Here is a 17,156-nt window from a genome sequence, read left to right on the forward strand (position 1 = left end):
GCATGTCCGCATTTCGCTCACACGGGCGCGGACACCTCAACGGTCCCGTCGTGGTGATTGGCACCGGCCTGCTTGGCACCAGCATCGGACTGGGACTGCGGGGCCGGGGGGTGCCGGTATTCCTCTCGGATCCCTCGCCCACCAACCAGGCTGTTGCGGTGGACATCGGTGCGGGCCAGCCGTTGGGCATGCTTGACGGCGGGACACCGGAGCTTGTGGTGGTGGCCGCGCCGCCGGACGTAACGGCTTCCGTGGTGGCGCAGGCGCTGACTGACTACCCGGATTCCGTGGTAGTGGACATCGCCAGCGTCAAAGCCGCCATCCTAACGGAGCTGCAGGCGAGCGGGGCGGACATGTCCCGCTACGTAGGTACGCATCCAATGGCGGGCCGCGAAAAGTCCGGTCCCGTGGCGGCCCGCGGCGAGCTGTTCACCTCCATGCCGTGGGTGGTTTGTCCGGGCCCCGATTCATCGGCAGACGCCGTGCAGACGGCGCGTTCGCTGGCAACCGATCTCGGCGCGGTAGTTTCGGAATTCACGGCTGACGAGCACGATCAGGCCGTGGCCCTCGTCTCGCACCTGCCCCAGATCATGTCTTCGTTGCTGGCCAGCCAACTCCAGGGGACACCGCTGCACGCGCTGTCCCTCGCCGGCAACGGGCTGCGGGACGTTACGCGCATCGCCGCCAGCGACCCCACGCTGTGGGTCCAGATCCTCGGCGGCAACGCCGCGAAAGTGGTGGAGATCCTCTACGGTGTCCGGGAGGACCTGAACCGGCTGATCGGCACCTTGGAGCAACCCTTGGCGCCGGGTGCCAGACTGGATCTGGCCCAACTCATCAGCGAAGGCAACGCCGGGCAGGCCCGCATCCCGGGCAAGCACGGCGGACCGCCGCAGGCGTACACCTGGCTGACGGTCCTCGTTGACGACAGGCCTGGCCAGATCGCCAGGCTCCTTACCGAAATCGGTGAGGTCGGCGTCAACGTGGAAGACCTGAGGCTGGACCATTCGTCCGGGCAGAACGTGGGAATGGTGGAACTCTCCGTACTGCCGAACAAGCACGACCACCTGATCGAAGCACTCAACGACCGCGGATGGCGGGTACTGCAGTAATGACACAGGAACTTCTTGACACCGTGCCGGCCTTGCGCGTCGGCAGGCCACTGGTGGTGGCCATTGACGGGCCCTCCGGCTCGGGAAAATCCAGTGTCAGCAGGGAAGTGGCCCGCAGGCTGCACCTCGCCTACCTGGACACGGGCGCCATGTACCGTGCCCTCACCTGGTTCTGCGTCTCCGGCGGCATCGACCTCACGGACGCCGCAGCCGTGGAGCAGGCGGCCCGGGACCTCGTCCTGGACCTGAGCACCACACCCCAGGCGGAATACGTTCGCGTGGACGGGACCGACGTTACCGACGCCATTCGCGAGCCCGCCATTTCGTCGGCGGTCAGCGCGGTGGCCACCACACTGGGCGCACGGACCGAACTGATCCGCAGGCAGCGTGAGCTCATCGAAAAGCACCACCGCCGCATGGTGGTGGAAGGACGCGACATCACCACCGTCGTCGCGCCCGGCGCCGAGGTCCGCATGCTGCTGACCGCCAGCGAGGAAGCACGGCTCCGCCGCCGCGGTATCCAACTGGGCGGCACCCAGAACGCGGAGCAACTCGCCGCCCAAGTCACGCAGCGCGATGCGAGGGACTCCACGGTGGTGAACTTCACGCAGGCCGCCGACGGTGTGGTCACACTCGATTCATCAGATCTTGATTTCACGGAAACCGTTGACGCCGCCCTGGTGATCGTGACAAAGGTCCTCAACCGTGACTGAGCGCACCAAGGTTCCGTCCGGCCTGACCATGGCCTGGAGCCGGCCCGTCGGCTGGCTCCTGGATCACGTGGTTTACCGGACCTCTGTCACCGGCAAGCACAACGTGCCCACGGGCGGACCGGTTATTTTTGCCGGCAACCACATCAGCTTCCTGGACGGGCCGGTGATGTTCGGTGCGTCTCCGCGCGCCATGCACATCCTCGTCAAGAAGGAGATGTTCAAAGGCTTCCTGGGCCGGGTGCTGCGCGCTTCCGGCCAGCTCCCGGTGGACCGTTCCGGGGACCGGGCAGCCCTGCTGCTGGGCAAGGATGTGCTCAAGGCCGGCCGCTGCATCGGGATTCTGCCGGAAGGTACCAGGGGGAGCGGTCAGGCGTTGGACATCAACAACGGGGTCGCCTGGCTGGCACTGAACTCGGGAGCGCCCGTGGTCCCGGTGGCGATTTTGGGCACCAGGACCGGCAGCGAACACCTCGACACCGTACCCAGGCCCGGGCGGCGTTTCCACGTCAGCTTCGGCAATGCGCTGACCCTGAGCCGCAACCCCGGCGAAACGGGCCGTGCTTCAATGGACAGGGCGGGATTGGAAATCCGCGCTGCGCTGGCGGGGCACGTCCAGGACACCATCAAACACAGTGGGCAGCCCCTGCCCCACGCGGATTCCCGCACGAACTTCACAGCAGTAGCCGGGACGCCGGCAGATGACCACTTAAGGAAAGTGCAATGAGCGATACGACTCAAACCTCCGGCCCCTCCGGCGCCGGCGAAGATGAATACACGCCCTCCGGCACGGACCATGTGGCCGAGCGGCTGGCAGCCATCGGTGACGATGAGGCGGAGCTCCGTGCCGCCTCGCTCCGGGCCGGGCTGGCCGACTACGACCTCGATGAGGACGATGCCGCCCTGCTGAGCGGCGACTACGACGACGAGGACTTCGACGGTCCGGTCAAGCTCGACCCGGTCCTGGCCATCATCGGACGGCCGAACGTGGGCAAGTCCACACTGGTGAACCGCATCCTGGGCCGCCGCGAAGCCGTGGTCGAGGACACCCCCGGTGTCACCCGCGACCGCGTGATGTACTCGGCGCACTGGAACGGGCGCAACTTCACCCTCGTGGACACCGGCGGGTGGGAGCACGATGCCCGCGGCATCCACGCCCGCGTGGCCGAACAGGCCGAAATGGCAGTGGAACTCGCGGATGCCGTCCTTTTTGTCGTCGATTCGGCGGTGGGCGCCACAGCCACCGACGAGGGCGTCATGAAGATGCTGCGCCGCAGCAAGAAGCCGGTCATCATGGTGGCCAACAAGGTGGACGACTTCGCCCAGGAGGCGGATTCCGCCGCCCTGTGGGGCCTTGGCTTCGGCGAGCCGTACCCTGTCTCGGCCCTGCACGGCCGCGGCGTGGCGGACCTCCTGGACCACGTCATGGACACCCTGCCGGAGTTCTCCACCATTGAGGGCCTGGAACGCTCCGGCGGCCCCCGCCGAATCGCACTGATCGGCCGGCCCAACGTGGGTAAGTCCTCACTGCTGAACAAACTCGCCGGTTCGGAGCGCGTGGTGGTGGACAACACTGCGGGAACCACCAGGGACCCCGTGGATGAGTTCATTGAACTGGGCGACCGCACCTGGCGGTTTGTGGATACCGCCGGCATCCGGCGTCGGCAGCACATGGCACAGGGTGCGGATTACTACGCCTCCCTCCGGACGCAGGCTGCGCTCGAGAAGGCGGAAGTCGCCGTCGTTCTCCTGGCCGTTGACGAGGTGCTCAGTGAGCAGGATGTCCGCATCCTGCAGCTGGCCATCGAGTCCGGCCGCGCGCTGGTGCTGGCCTTCAACAAGTGGGACCTGCTCGACGACGAACGCCGCACCTACCTGGAACGCGAAATCGAACAGGACCTGGCCCACGTTGCCTGGGCTCCGCGGGTGAACATTTCGGCCCTGACCGGCTGGCACAAGGACCGTCTGGTTCCCGCCCTTGACCTGGCCCTGGAGAGCTGGGACAAGCGAATTCCCACCGGCCGGCTCAACGCCTTCCTCGGCGAACTCGTGGCAGCCCACCCCCACCCGGTCCGCGGCGGTAAGCAGCCGCGCATCCTCTTCGGCACGCAGGCATCAAGCCGGCCGCCCAAGTTCGTGCTGTTCACCACCGGATTCCTGGACCCCGGCTACCGCCGCTTCATCACCCGCAGGCTGCGTGAGACCTTCGGTTTCGAAGGCACACCCATCGAGGTCAACATGCGCGTGCGCGAAAAGCGCGGTAAGCAGCGTTAATTACGACACACCGGAGACGTGTGGGTGGCAAAGTGTCACCGACACCCTCCGGGATCGTGTAAGCTTTTCAAGGTGGTTCGGCCGGACTGCTGAGTTGAAATCCCGGGTAACACCGGGGAGTAAACGCAGCGGAGAACGGCGGAACTAACGGGCTGTAGCGCAGCTTGGTAGCGCACTTGACTGGGGGTCAAGGGGTCGCAGGTTCAAATCCTGTCAGCCCGACCATGAAGGGCCGTTTTCCGGTAACAACCGGAAAGCGGCCCTTTTGCGTTGATCCGGCGGTCCTTACCTCACGTAGACGGTGTAGTGGACGTGGCCTTGGCCGTCCCAGTACCGGGAGTCCCAATTACGGTGGTGGCCGTGACGGTCATTTCCCCAGCAGTCGTAGCCGTCTTCGTCGTAGCCGTCCTTGTCATAGCGGCCGTGGCCATTGTGGTCATAGCCGTGATCCTTGTGATCGTTGTGATAGGACGAACCACGGTAGGTATCTCCTGACCGGTCGCTGGCAGAGGCAGCGGTGGCAGTCAGGGCTGCACCGCTGAAAGCCAGGCCGGCAGCAACGAGGGTGGAGCCGAATAAGCGGGTTACTTTGTTCATTGGATTTTCCCAACATAATCAGTTGACAGATGCCCGCAGAACAGGTGTCAGGGATGCAGGCACTGGCCGTCGTCGGCGCGGTCCACGCCCTTGTTGACTCGCCTGTCTACGGTTGTCTCCCAAGGCCTTGGGTGCATCGGCGCTGCCCTTCCGCCTAACGCTGCCCAATGCTGCTTGAGGGTGCCAACGCCCGCGCCAACGGAACCCTGTTTACCCCCGGGTTCGGAATCGACGGGGCGCTGTGGGTGATGTGAATACACAGTTGGCCTGAATAGGCGCTGAACTGAGCATGAATGCCGTTCTCAGGACCTTCAATACTCCAGTTTTCGTCCAGCCCGTGATCATTTTGGGGGGACGTGAGAATCAGCTTACTCAGCTGGTTCCAAGGTGGGAAGACTCCGCGTTTTGTTAAGTGAACAATCCTGCAGGGCGGCAATCTTCTGCACGCCGCCTCTGCTACTTCAGGAACTTGGAGGTCCTGCGGTCCGCCAGGATCTTGCCGTGCGTCTGGCACGTGGGGCAGTACTGCAGGGCCGTGTCAGCGAACGACACTTCCCGGACGGTATCCCCGCAGACCGGGCATGCCTCCCCGGTCCGGGCATGGACCCGCATATGGCTGCGCTTGACGTCCTTGAGTTCGCTGGGAGGCTTCCCCGCGGCCTCGGCCAAAGCCGTGCCGAGAATGGAATGGATGGCGTCGTACAGAACCTGCACGGTACCGCGGTCCAACGACTTGGCGATCGCAAAAGGCGAAATCCTGGCTGCGTGCAGTATCTCGTCACTGTAGGCATTGCCTATCCCGGCGATGACGCTTTGGCTCCTGAGAAGGCCTTTGATCTGCTGGGAACTGGATCCGAGTAGTTCAGCCAGCGCGTCGGCGTCGAAAGCCGCACTGAAGGGGTCCGGGCCCAGGGCGGCGATTCCCGGAACGTCCTGCGGATCGCGCACCACATAAACGGCAAGGCTTTTCTTCGTCCCGGCCTCGGTGAGGTCGATGCCGTGACGGCCGTGGGGGCCGTCGAAAGTGATCCTCGCGGCGATGTGGCTTTTGCCAAGCCGCAACTGCGTGTCGGTGGGGGAATCAGTGAAACGGACCCAGCCGGCCCGCGCAAGATGGAAAACGAGGGACGGTCCGTCGGTGTCAATACAGATGAACTTTCCGAACCGCCGCACGCCGGCAACAGTGCTTCCCTCCAGCGCCGTGTATGGCGGATCGGCGGTCTTCAGAACGGCGAACGACACGATCTGGACCTTCTGCACCCTCGATCCGCGCAGATGTTCCTCCAGGAATCCGGCCAGGCCGGCAACCTCGGGCAGTTCGGGCATGGGACTACAGGCCGGCAGCCGGCAGATGGGGGAGGGCGCACAGGGGGAACCAACCGGCCTCCGCCCTCAGGCTCAGCAGGGCGCCACCGCCAAAGATGATCCGCGGAGCCCCATATCGCTTTTTCCCGGGTGTTGCCCGTGCCTGTGATCCCATGCGTCCCATCATGTCAGAATCACCCTCGAACGCCCGAGGACTTGTGCCTATACTTTCAGCGGCGGCTTGTTTCCCAGGCCCCGTTGACATTGGTGATTGACCCGATGAAAGGCCCCTGATGAGCAACATTCCCGAAGACCTGTCCTACACCGCCGAACATGAGTGGGTCACCGCACCGAACGCCGACGGCGTGGTCCGGGTGGGCATTACCGACTTCGCCCAGGACGCACTCGGTGACGTTGTCTACGCGCAGATGCCCGAAGCCGGCAGCAAGGTCACCGCCAATGAGGTTGTGGGCGAAGTCGAATCCACCAAGAGCGTCAGCGACATCTATGCCCCGGTGAGCGGGGAAGTGGTCGCCCGCAACGAATCCCTCGACACCGACTCGGCCCTGATCAACACGGATCCGTACGGTGACGGCTGGCTGATCGAGATCAAGCTCGCCGAAGCGGACGCCGTGGACTCCTTGCTCAGTGCATCGGAGTACGAACAGCAGGTAGGCTGAACCTAACGGGTTAATCCGGTCCGGCCAGCAGGCGTCTTCGCACGTCAATGGCCGGATGGGACCCGCGTCGAAACCGCGGGTATCCCGCGGGAAATGTTGAGTGCAGTCGTGTGAGCTGCAGCGAAAGAGGAGGAAGCCATGGTTGGCCACAAGAAGGACCATGCCGAAGGCGATTACGGCACAGGTGCGGCCAGGGCTTCGGAGACCACCTCGATCCATCTCACCCCCGTCACCGATGAGCCCATCATTGCCCCCAGGCTCTCCACCGAGGAGCGGCTGTCGGTCGAGGCCCTGCCTGCCGGATCCGCTCTGCTGGTTGCCCACAGCGGACCGAATGCAGGCGCCCGCTTCCTGCTGGATTCCGACGTCACCACCGCTGGCCGGCACCCGGATGCGGACATCTTCCTCGACGATGTCACCGTTTCCCGCCGGCACGTGGAATTCCGCCGCACGCCCCGCAGCTTCGAAGTTGTGGACACGGGCAGCCTCAACGGGACGTATGTCAATCATGACCGGGTTGACAGTGTGGAGCTGAAGTCCGGGAACGAAGTTCAGATCGGCAAGTTCCGCCTCACCTTCTACCTGAGCCCTGCCCGCGCAGCAGGCCGCGCCTGATTCAGGAACACTTGCCTGTGGCCATGGCCCAACCGGAACGCCGGGGACCCCACGTCCTGAACATTGGGGAAGTCCTCGCACAACTCAGCGCCGACTTTCCCGGGATGAGCGCGTCGAAAATCAGGTTCCTGGAGGAAAAGGGACTCATCAATCCGCGCCGGACCCCTGCGGGCTACCGGCAATACGCTGAGAGCGATGTTGAGCGCCTGCGCTTTGTGCTGGCCCTGCAACGTGACCAGTACCTTCCCCTCAAAGTCATCAAGGACTACCTTGACGCCATTGACAGGGGAGAGCGCCCCGAAAACCTGCCTCCCGGCGTCGTGGTTTCGCCCAGGATCGTCTCCGACGAACTTGCAGCGGAGCTCCAAAACCGGGGGCGTAAATTTAGCGAGGAACAGCTGCGGGCAGAGTCCGGAGCGAGCGTCCCGCTCCTCCAGTCGCTGCTCAGCTTCGGGCTCATCAGCCACAGCCACGGCAAGTTTGATGAGCATGCGCTCCAGGTAGCCAGGGCATGCGTGCAGTTGGAGGGCCACGGCCTCGAGCCGCGCCACCTGCGCCCGTTCCAGGCCGCCGCGGAACGCGAATTCGGGCTCGTGGAGCGGGCGGTTGCCCCCTTGGCGTCCCGTCGCGATTCCGCTTCACAGGCGCGGGCGGCAGAAGCAGCCCGCGAAATTTCCGACCTTTGCCTGATCCTGCACCGGGCCCTGGTGCAGGACCGCATCTCGCGGATGGACATCTGATGATCGAAGTCGAGATCGTAGGCGTTCGCATCGAACTGCCCTCCAACCAGCCGCTGGTCCTCCTGCGCGAGATTCACGGTGAACGCCACGTGCCCATTTGGATCGGGACGCCGGAAGCCAGTGCCATTGCCCTGGCCCAGCAAGGGGTCGTCCCGCCGCGGCCCATGACCCACGACCTCCTCGTGGACGTCGTGGAGTCCCTGGGGCATTCAGTTGTCAGCGTGAACATCGTGGCTGTGGAGGACAACATCTTCTATGGCCAGCTCCAGTTCGAGAACGGCACCACCGTCAGTTCCCGGGCCTCGGATGCGTTGGCCATCGCGCTGCGGGCCAAGTGCCGGATCTGGTGTGCTGACTCGGTCATGGATGAAGCCGGAGTGCGCATCACGGAACACGACGAGGGTGAGGACACCGAGCCCGGCCCCACCGTGGATGAAGAGCGGGAACTGCGGCGCTTCCGGGAGTTCCTGGACGACGTGGAACCCGAGGATTTTGACGGCTGAGGCGTCATTAAGGTTAAAGTTGAGGCTGAAACTTCCGACACGCTTTCGCGATCGGTCCTAGGTCTTTGACCTGCGGCCCGCGCGGGCCTAACGTCGAAGGTATCAAGCTCCCATTGCTTACAGCAGCCGCGCAAGTCACACTGTAAAAGTACGACCCCCGCGAATTGCACGTATGGACTTCATACGTGCACTGGCTGATGCAGTGGTCCCCGGGAGCTTATACGAAGGAGGATCCAGGTGAGTCCCAAAGGCGAAGCGGGCGGACTGAAGCAGCCCACAACGGCTGGTGTTGCTGTGCCCGCGAGCGGTGCCCAGGGCCTCCTGTTTACCGAAGACCTCCCTGTCCTTGACGAAGACGCAGGCTACCGCGGCCCTACGGCCTGCAAAGCCGCGGGCATCACGTACCGTCAGTTGGACTACTGGGCCAGGACGGGGCTGGTTGAACCTGCCGTCCGCGGGGCCGCCGGCTCCGGCTCGCAGCGACTTTATGGTTTCCGGGACATCCTGGTACTCAAGGTGGTCAAGCGACTGCTGGATACCGGCGTCTCCCTTCAGCAGATCCGCTCGGCCGTGGAACACCTGCGCGAACGCGGGGTGGAGGACCTGGCGCAAATCACGCTCATGAGCGACGGCGCGAGCGTCTACGAGTGCACCTCCGCCGATGAAGTCATTGACCTTGTCCAGGGCGGCCAGGGTGTCTTCGGCATCGCCGTGGGACGCGTGTGGCGCGAAGTCGAGGGGAGCCTGGCGTCGCTGCCAAGCGAGCACGCGGCCGTGCAGTCCTTTCCCGACGACGAGCTGAGCAAACGGCGCGCGGCGCGCAAAATCAGCTGACCTCAGACACACGGAAAAGGCAACCCCGGCCTGAAATGCTCAGGCGGGGGTTGCCTTTTCTGTGTCGGGGATAGCCTCCGGCAGGCTCAGCGCTGCGTCCGGTTGCGCAACCCGCTGCCGGCCGCGAGGAGGTTGGCCAGCAGGGCATCAAAAAGGGCCGCCGACGTTTTGGCTGACTCTCCCGGCCAGTGGTGCACGGGGTGGGCGGCCCCCTGGATCTGCTGCCAGTTTGCCTGCTCGGGAATTCGGGGGCTCAGCAGCAAGTCCCCGAACATCGACTCCATCTCGGCAAGCCGGTAGGTGTGTTCGGACGAACCGGTGCGCACCCGGTTGGCGACAATGCCCGCAGGTGAGAGGTTGGGCGCGAATTCCTGCTTAAAGAGCTGGATGGCGCGCATGGTCCGCTCCGTGCCGGCCACGGAAAACAGCCCGGGCTCGGCCACGAGCGCCACCTTGTCACTCGCGGACCATGCCATTCGGGTCAGTCCGTTCAGGGAGGGCGGGCAGTCAATCAGGACCAGGTCATAACGGTCGGCGCCGGCAAGGACTGAGGACAGCCGGCGGAGATCGCGGCGGCCCAGGTCCGGGCGATCGTAGATACCCGTATAGGCGGAGCCCACGGCGACGTCCAGGATGGCTGGCCCGGACCCGTTTGATTGGGCCCGCGCGGTCCAGGAACTGCCCGCCACGTTCTCAGCCAGTTTGGCCCGGCGGGGGCTCTTGAGCATTCTGCCGATATCCAGCTGCTCACCGGGCTGGACGCCGAGGGCAGTGGTCGCATCTGCGTGGGGATCCAGATCCACCACCAGTGTGGGAATGCCTGCGGCAAGCGCCGCAGACGCCAATCCTGTGGTGACGGAAGTCTTGCCGACTCCGCCCTTGAGGCTGCTGATGCTGACTACTTGCACTTGTGAGACCAAAACCTAACGCCGGATGCCGTGTTGGGGGTAATGTTTGCTCCGGCAGTGCCGAAGCCGGGCGGCCCCTGCCGCCGTAATCATCATATGTGGCCAGGCCGGTGAATTCCGCCTTATGCGAAACCGGCACGGCTATATGGTCCGCCACGCGGACCGTATCCGGGAGCATCCGTCGATTCGTACGGGACATGACGGAAGTTTCTGTGACAGTGACCACAATGATTTGTGTTTCCCGGCACAGGTCTTAGACACTGTCACAACCTACCGATACACCCGCGATGATGCAGGAGAAGTATGTTTTCCAAGATTCTGGTGGCCAACCGCGGCGAAATCGCGATCAGGGCCTTCCGCGCCGGCTACGAGCTGGGCGCCAAGACCGTTGCTGTCTTTCCCAACGAGGACCGCAACTCGATCCACCGCCAGAAAGCCGACGAGGCGTACCTGATCGGCGAAGAGGGGCACCCCGTCCGGGCCTACCTGGATGTCGCCGAGGTAGTGCGGGTAGCCAAGGAATCGGGCGCCGACGCCATCTACCCCGGGTACGGATTCCTCTCGGAAAACCCCGACCTGGCCCGCGCCGCCAAGGACGCAGGCATCACCTTCGTCGGTCCGCCGGCGGAGGTGCTGGAGCTGGCCGGCAACAAGGTGGCAGCCCTGAAGGCCGCGCGCGATGCCGGCGTTCCGGTCCTAAAGTCGAGCGAACCGTCCAAGGACGTTGATGAACTGATCGCGGCCGCTGACGAGATCGGCTTCCCAATCTTCGCCAAGGCCGTTGCCGGCGGCGGCGGCCGCGGCATGCGCCGGGTGGACACGCGCGAGGCCCTGCCGGAGGCGCTTCAGGCGGCGATGCGCGAAGCCGATGCGGCATTCGGCGATCCCACGATGTTCCTGGAGCAGGCAGTACTCCGGCCCCGGCACATTGAGGTGCAGATCCTGGCCGACGCCGAGGGGAACGTCATGCACCTGTTCGAGCGTGACTGCTCCATCCAGCGCCGCCACCAGAAGGTCATCGAGATCGCGCCCGCGCCCAACCTCGACGAGGGGATCCGCCAGGCGCTCTACCGCGACGCCGTGAAATTCGCCAAGGCCCTTAACTACGTCAATGCGGGGACCGTCGAATTCCTCGTCGACACCGTGGGCGAACGCGCCGGGCAGCACGTCTTCATTGAAATGAACCCCCGCATCCAGGTGGAGCACACCGTCACCGAGGAAGTGACCGACGTCGACCTGGTGCAGGCACAGCTGCGGATCGCATCCGGCGAAACCCTTGCGGACCTCGGCCTGTCCCAGGAGACGGTCAAGCTCCGGGGCGCCGCGCTGCAGTGCCGCATCACCACCGAGGACCCCGCCAACGGTTTCCGGCCCGACGTCGGGAAGATCACCGGTTACCGCTCCGCCGGCGGCGCGGGGGTACGGCTCGACGGCGGCACCGTCTACTCGGGTGCCGAGATCAGCCCGCACTTCGACTCCATGCTGGTGAAACTGAGCTGCCGTGGCCGCGACTACCCGGCGGCCGTGGCCCGTGCCCGCCGTGCACTCGCCGAATTCCGCATCCGCGGCGTGTCCACCAACATCTCGTTCCTGCAGGCCGTGTTGGACGATCCCGACTTCATTGCCGGGAATGTGGCCACCAACTTCATTGACGAGCGTCCGCAGCTCCTGAAGGCCAGGGTCTCCGCTGACCGCGGTACCAAGCTGCTGACCTGGCTGGCCGAAGTGACTGTGAACAAGCCCAACGGCGAACTCACCGTGCATTCGGATCCGGCCGCCAAGCTGCCAGCCGTGACTGACCTGCAGCCCGCCCCGGGCTCCCGCCAGCGGCTGCAGGAGCTCGGCCCGGAAGGTTTCGCCAAGGCACTGCGGGAGCAGACGGCCGTTGCGGTCACCGACACCACCTTCCGCGACGCCCACCAGTCGCTCCTTGCTACCCGCGTACGGACCCGCGACCTCGTGGCAGCAGGCCCGGCAGTGACCGCGCTGCTGCCCGAACTCCTGTCCGTTGAAGCCTGGGGCGGCGCCACCTACGATGTAGCACTGCGCTTCCTGGGCGAGGATCCCTGGGACCGGCTGGCGGCCCTCCGGAAGGCGTTGCCCAACGTCTGCCTGCAGATGCTGCTGCGCGGCCGGAACACGGTCGGCTACACGCCGTACCCGGAGGAAGTGACCGAGGCCTTCGTCAACGAAGCAGCGGCCACCGGCATCGACATCTTCCGCATCTTTGACGCGCTCAACGACGTGAACCAGATGGCGCCTGCCATCCGTGCAGTCCGGGCCACCGGAACGGCAGTGGCGGAGGTAGCCCTGTGCTACACCGGCGACCTGCTGAACCCGGACGAGAAGCTCTACACCCTGGACTACTACCTGGAGCTCGCGCAGCGGATTGTCGACGCCGGCGCCCACATCCTGGCCATCAAGGATATGGCCGGCCTGCTCAGGCCGGCCGCGGCAGCCAAGCTGGTGGCCGCCCTGCGCGAGCGGTTCGACCTTCCGGTCCACCTCCACACCCACGACACGGCGGGCGGCCAGCTTGCCACCCTGCTGGCGGCAGTTGACGCCGGCGTGGACGCCGTGGATGTTGCATCCGCTTCGCTGGCCGGCACCACCAGCCAGGTATCGGCCTCCGCACTGGTCGCGGCGCTGGCCCACACCCCGCGGGACACCGGCCTGGACCTGGATGCGGTCAGCTCCCTGGAACCGTACTGGGAGGCCGTGCGCCGCGTCTACGCGCCGTTCGAATCAGGCCTGCCGGGACCCACTGGCCGGGTCTACAAGCATGAGATCCCGGGCGGCCAGCTGTCCAACCTGCGGCAGCAGGCAATGGCGCTGGGACTGGGGGAGCGCTTCGAAGCGATCGAGGACATGTACACCGCCGCGGACCGTATCCTCGGCCGCCTGGTCAAGGTCACGCCGTCGTCGAAGGTGGTGGGCGATCTTGCCCTGCACCTGGTGGGACTCAACGCGGATCCGGCGGACTTCAACGAGAACCCGCAAAACTATGACATCCCGGACTCCGTGATCGGGTTCCTGTCCGGCGAACTCGGTGACCCGCCCGGAGGCTGGCCCGAACCGTTCCGTACCAAGGCGCTGCAGGGCCGCAGCATCAAGGTCCGCGACGCGGAACTCAGCCCTGAGGACAGCGCCGCGCTCAAGGGAGACTCCAAGACACGGCAGGTCACCCTGAACCGGCTGCTCTTCGACGGCCCCACCAAGGACTACCTCAAGAGCGTGGAGACCTACGGCAACATCTCGGTACTGGACACGCGCGATTACCTGTACGGCCTGCAACGGGGCGCGGAGCACGAGATCCAGCTGGAAAAGGGCGTCCGGCTGATTGCCTCGCTGGAAGCCGTTTCGGAGCCCGACGAAAAGGGCATGCGGACCGTGATGTGTACGCTCAACGGGCAGTCACGCCCCGTCGTTGTCCGCGACCGCTCGGTGGTCAGCAACGTCAAGGCCGCCGAGAAGGCCGATCCGGCGCAACCGGGCCACGTTGCGGCGCCGTTCGCCGGTGCTGTCACGGTAACCGTCAAGGCCGGGGACGCGGTCAAGGCCGGGGACACCGTGGCCACGATCGAAGCGATGAAGATGGAGGCATCCATCACGACGCCGGTGGGCGGCAAGGTCTCGCGCCTCGCCATTTCCGCGGTGGAGCAGGTCCAGGGCGGAGACCTCCTCCTGGTCGTCGAGTAACACCACCTAAACCAACGCGGGGTCACTTCCCGCCCAATAAACTCGGTTTATCGGGCGGGAAGTGACCCCGCGCTGGTTGTATCAGGTTTGCCGCTCAGTCCCGCGGTGCGCCGTACATTTCCTCAATGACTGTCTCGAAGTCCTTCATGACCTGGGCACGCTTCACCTTCATGGAAGGGGTCAGGTGACCGGACGCCTCCGTAAAGTCGGCCGCGACAATGCGGAAGGACTTGATGGCTTCCGCCTGGGACACCGAGTTGTTGGCCTGCGTAATAAGGTCCTGCACGGCGGCCTTCACCACAGGGTTCCCGGCTGCCTCCTCAAGGCTGGTGGACTCAGGCAGCCCATGGCGCTGCAGCCAGCCGGGAAGAGCTTCCTGGTCGAGGGTCACCAGGGCGCCGATGAAGGGCCTGTTGTCGCCGACAACCAGGACCTGCGAGACCAGGGCATCCGCGCGGATCTGATCCTCCAGGAGGGCCGGAATGACGTTCTTGCCGCCGGCCGTGACGATGATTTCCTTCTTCCGGCCCGTGATCCACAGGAAGCCGTTCTCATCCAGCTTTCCGATATCGCCGGTGCGGAACCAGCCGTCGCTGAAGGTTTCGGCCATCAGGTCCTCGCGCCGGTAGTAGCCGCGCATAACGCAGACGCCCTTGGCGAGGATTTCGCCGTCGTCGGCAATTTTGACCGCGTTGCCCGGCAGGGGCTTGCCCACCGACCCGATTTTGATAAGGGCGGGGGTGTTCACGGTGATGGGGGCCGTGGTCTCCGTGAGGCCGTAGCCCTCCAGGATCTGCAGGCCGATACCCTGGAAGAAGTGGCCAAGCCGTTCCCCCAGCGGTCCGCCGCCGGATACCGCATGGGCCACATTCCCGCCCATGGCGGCACGCAGCTTCCCGTAAACGAGTTTGTCGAACAGGGCGTGCCTGAGCTTGAGACCCAAGCCCACGTGTCCTGCCTGGCGTGCCTTGGAGAACGCGATAGCGGTCTCGCTGGCCTTGTGGAAGATGGCGCCCTTGCCGCCGTCCTCCGCCTTGGTCAGGGCCGAGTTGTAGACCTTCTCGAACACCCGGGGCACCGCCAGGATGAACGTGGGCTGATAGCTCTGCAGGTCAGCGAGAAGGTTCTTGATGTCCGGCGTGTGGGCCACGGTGGCTCCGGCCGCCACCGCGAGGACCGAGATGAACCGCGCGAACACGTGTGCCAGCGGCAGGAACATGATGGTCTTGGCCTGCTCGTTGACGACGTCGCCGAGGATCGCCAGCGTGTTGTCGGAGAGCTCCACGAAGTTTCCGTGGGTGAGCTCGCAGCCCTTGGGCCGCCCGGTGGTGCCGGAGGTGTAGATGATGGTGGCTACGTCGCTAAGTTTGGCGGACGTCCGGCGCTCCTCGAGGTCGGCGTCGCTGACATCCCGGCCCGCTTCGCGAACCGCGTCCAGTCCGGCGCCTTCGAGCTGCCAGACGTGCTGCAGCGCAGTGAGGCCCTCAGAATTGGCGGCCTGGCGGATGATGTCCTCGTGGTGGGCCGACTCGCCGAAGGCTGCAACGGCACCCGAGTCCCCGAGGTTCCAGGCAACCTGTGACGGCGACGACGTTTCGTAGATCGGCACGGACACGGCCCCGGCAAACCAGATGGCGAAGTCAACGAGTGCCCATTCGTAGCGTGTGCGGGACATGATGCCCACCCGGTCTCCGGGACCCACGCCACTTGCGATCAGACCCTTGGCCAGCGCGGAGACGTCTGCGAGGAACTCCTTTGCGGAGATGTCCTGCCAGGCGCCTGCGGAATTGAGCCGCGAGAACAGTGCCGGGTTGCTGGGCTTGGCTGCCTGCCGCAGCACCAGATCGGTGGTGTTGGTTTCCGGGGGGACAACAACCATTGGCGGAACGCTGAATTCTCGCACTATAGCTCCTTTGATATCCGTGGACCCGCGCAGGGTGTCCCTAAAGACTAGTACGCCCGCAACGTGGTCGTGCAGTCACAAACCTACTGGCCAGTAACATCCGAGTCAAAGGGTACGGGAAGGTTCGGGGCCGGGCTGCCGGAACCGGCACCGGGCGCGCCTAGAATGAGTCACTATGTACGCAGCTTCCCTCCATGAGCAGGCCAGTCCGACCAGCCGGCCGTTGCCCTGGCGGCGGGGGCCCTGGCCTGGCCGCAGAACGACCTGGCGAGGCGGGCAGTTGCGCGCGGGCGTGCGGCCCGGGCGCAAGGGGCTGGCCATCGGCATTGACATCGGCGGCACCAAAGTGGCGGCCGGAGTGGTGGACAGCGAAGGCCGGATCCTGTGTGAGGCACGGCGGTCCACGCCAGGCAGCGATCCTCGGGCCGTGGAACAGGTCATCGTCGAGCTCGTGGACGAGCTGGGTGCCGGCCGCCGGATCCGGTCAGTGGGTATCGGCGCGGCCGGATGGATGGATCTGGACGGCGGAACAGTACTGTTCAGCCCGCATCTTGCGTGGCGCAACGAGCCTTTGCGCGCCAACCTGCAGCGCCTGTTGCGCAGGCCCGTCCTGCTGACGAACGACGCCGACGCCGCAGCCTGGGCGGAATGGCGCTTTGGTGCGGGGCAGGGTGAGAGCAGGATGGTGTGCATTACCCTCGGCACCGGCATCGGCGGAGCCATGGTGATGGACGGGCGGCTGGAACGGGGCCGGTTCGGGGTCGCCGGGGAATTTGGCCATCAAATCATCATGCCGGGCGGCCACCGCTGTGAGTGCGGCAACCGCGGCTGCTGGGAACAATATGCCTCCGGCAATGCGCTGGGGCGCGAAGCAAGGATCCTGGCTGCCGCCAATTCTCCGGTAGCCCAGGAACTCCTGGCTGCCGTGGGAGGGAAACCAGAGCGGATCACCGGTGCGATCGTTACCGAACTTGCCCTTGCAGGCGATGCCGCCTGCCGTGAGCTCCTGGACGAAGTGGGGGAGTGGCTGGGCCTGGGATTGGCCAATCTCGCCGCCGCGCTGGACCCCGGACTCTTCGTGATCGGCGGCGGGCTCTGCTCCGCCGGGGATCTGCTGGTGGAACCGGCCCGCAAAGCGTTCGCCAGGAACCTGACGGGCCGCGGCTTCCGTCCCGCTGCCGGCATCGAACTGGCAGCCCTGGGACCCAATGCAGGCCTCATCGGGGCAGCGGACCTCTCTCGTGTGAGCACCCGCCTGCGGAGCTGAGGCGCGCCG

The 17,156-nt window shown here is 65.3% G+C and carries 15 protein-coding genes and 1 tRNA gene; 12 read left to right on the plus strand and 4 right to left on the minus strand.

The window, feature by feature from the left end; genetic code table 11:
- Positions 1 to 2: 2 nt before the first annotated feature.
- The 5 genes from SBP01_RS07440 (at position 3) to SBP01_RS07460 (ending at position 4,321) form a co-directional block, all read left to right on the plus strand.
- A complete protein-coding gene (locus tag SBP01_RS07440) occupies positions 3 to 1,112 on the plus strand; it encodes a prephenate dehydrogenase (protein WP_320537990.1) in 1,110 nt (369 codons plus the stop codon).
- Complete coding sequence (gene cmk, locus SBP01_RS07445; RefSeq protein ID WP_275213514.1) at positions 1,112 to 1,825, plus strand: (d)CMP kinase; 714 nt, start codon at positions 1,112 to 1,114, stop codon at positions 1,823 to 1,825. Before SBP01_RS07440 ends, cmk begins: the two co-directional genes overlap by 1 nt.
- Positions 1,826 to 1,853: 28 nt before the next feature.
- Complete coding sequence (locus SBP01_RS07450) at positions 1,854 to 2,549, plus strand: lysophospholipid acyltransferase family protein (protein ID WP_320538303.1); 696 nt, start codon at positions 1,854 to 1,856, stop codon at positions 2,547 to 2,549.
- Complete coding sequence (gene der / locus SBP01_RS07455; protein WP_275213516.1) at positions 2,546 to 4,096, plus strand: ribosome biogenesis GTPase Der; 1,551 nt, start codon at positions 2,546 to 2,548, stop codon at positions 4,094 to 4,096. The genes SBP01_RS07450 and der overlap by 4 nt, the downstream gene beginning before the upstream one ends.
- A 148-nt stretch (positions 4,097 to 4,244) precedes the next feature.
- A tRNA-Pro gene (locus SBP01_RS07460) sits at positions 4,245 to 4,321 on the plus strand.
- Between the two features lie 60 nt (positions 4,322 to 4,381).
- Here SBP01_RS07460 and SBP01_RS07465 read toward each other — a convergent pair.
- Entirely contained in the window at positions 4,382 to 4,693 is a 312-nt protein-coding gene (locus tag SBP01_RS07465) for a hypothetical protein (RefSeq protein ID WP_275213517.1), read from the minus strand.
- A gap of 456 nt (positions 4,694 to 5,149) precedes the next feature.
- The gene (locus SBP01_RS07470) at positions 5,150 to 6,019 is read right to left on the minus strand and encodes an Fpg/Nei family DNA glycosylase (RefSeq protein WP_320537991.1); all 870 of its coding nucleotides are present in this window, start codon (positions 6,017 to 6,019) and stop codon (positions 5,150 to 5,152) included.
- 272 nt (positions 6,020 to 6,291) lie between these two features.
- Between SBP01_RS07470 and gcvH the strand changes: the two genes are divergently transcribed.
- The 5 genes from gcvH to SBP01_RS07495 all read left to right on the plus strand — a co-directional run bounded on the left by gcvH (position 6,292) and on the right by SBP01_RS07495 (position 9,370).
- Positions 6,292 to 6,678 carry a glycine cleavage system protein GcvH gene (gene gcvH, locus SBP01_RS07475; protein ID WP_190988958.1) on the plus strand — a complete coding sequence of 129 codons (387 nt, stop codon included), beginning with the start codon at positions 6,292 to 6,294 and terminating at the stop codon, positions 6,676 to 6,678.
- Positions 6,679 to 6,816: 138 nt separating this feature from the next.
- The gene (locus tag SBP01_RS07480) at positions 6,817 to 7,293 is read left to right on the plus strand and encodes an FHA domain-containing protein (RefSeq protein WP_275213520.1); all 477 of its coding nucleotides are present in this window, start codon (positions 6,817 to 6,819) and stop codon (positions 7,291 to 7,293) included.
- A gap of 23 nt (positions 7,294 to 7,316) precedes the next feature.
- A complete protein-coding gene (locus tag SBP01_RS07485) occupies positions 7,317 to 8,033 on the plus strand; it encodes a MerR family transcriptional regulator (protein ID WP_275213521.1) in 717 nt (238 codons plus the stop codon).
- The gene (locus tag SBP01_RS07490; protein ID WP_066285823.1) at positions 8,033 to 8,536 is read left to right on the plus strand and encodes a bifunctional nuclease family protein; all 504 of its coding nucleotides are present in this window, start codon (positions 8,033 to 8,035) and stop codon (positions 8,534 to 8,536) included. The genes SBP01_RS07485 and SBP01_RS07490 overlap by 1 nt, the downstream gene beginning before the upstream one ends.
- Positions 8,537 to 8,773: 237 nt before the next feature.
- The gene (locus tag SBP01_RS07495; protein ID WP_275213523.1) at positions 8,774 to 9,370 is read left to right on the plus strand and encodes a MerR family transcriptional regulator; all 597 of its coding nucleotides are present in this window, start codon (positions 8,774 to 8,776) and stop codon (positions 9,368 to 9,370) included.
- A gap of 86 nt (positions 9,371 to 9,456) precedes the next feature.
- Here the strand turns inward: SBP01_RS07495 and SBP01_RS07500 are convergent, their stop codons facing one another.
- The gene (locus SBP01_RS07500) at positions 9,457 to 10,278 is read right to left on the minus strand and encodes a ParA family protein (protein WP_275213524.1); all 822 of its coding nucleotides are present in this window, start codon (positions 10,276 to 10,278) and stop codon (positions 9,457 to 9,459) included.
- 303 nt (positions 10,279 to 10,581) lie between these two features.
- On the opposite strand from SBP01_RS07500, the gene SBP01_RS07505 reads away from it, so the two are divergent.
- On the plus strand, positions 10,582 to 13,977 hold the full coding sequence (locus SBP01_RS07505) for a pyruvate carboxylase (RefSeq protein ID WP_320537992.1): 3,396 nt from the start codon (positions 10,582 to 10,584) through the stop codon (positions 13,975 to 13,977).
- Positions 13,978 to 14,071: 94 nt separating this feature from the next.
- On the opposite strand, the gene SBP01_RS07510 is transcribed toward SBP01_RS07505, so the two are convergent.
- Complete coding sequence (locus SBP01_RS07510; RefSeq protein WP_275213526.1) at positions 14,072 to 15,880, minus strand: AMP-dependent synthetase/ligase; 1,809 nt, start codon at positions 15,878 to 15,880, stop codon at positions 14,072 to 14,074.
- A gap of 175 nt (positions 15,881 to 16,055) precedes the next feature.
- Between SBP01_RS07510 and SBP01_RS07515 the strand changes: the two genes are divergently transcribed.
- Positions 16,056 to 17,147 carry an ROK family glucokinase gene (locus SBP01_RS07515; protein WP_414004277.1) on the plus strand — a complete coding sequence of 364 codons (1,092 nt, stop codon included), beginning with the start codon at positions 16,056 to 16,058 and terminating at the stop codon, positions 17,145 to 17,147.
- The last annotated feature ends 9 nt before the right edge of the window (positions 17,148 to 17,156 follow it).

Source organism: Pseudarthrobacter sp. IC2-21 (assembly GCF_034048115.1).
GTDB classification, from domain to species: Bacteria; Actinomycetota; Actinomycetes; order Actinomycetales; family Micrococcaceae; genus Arthrobacter; species Arthrobacter naphthalenicus.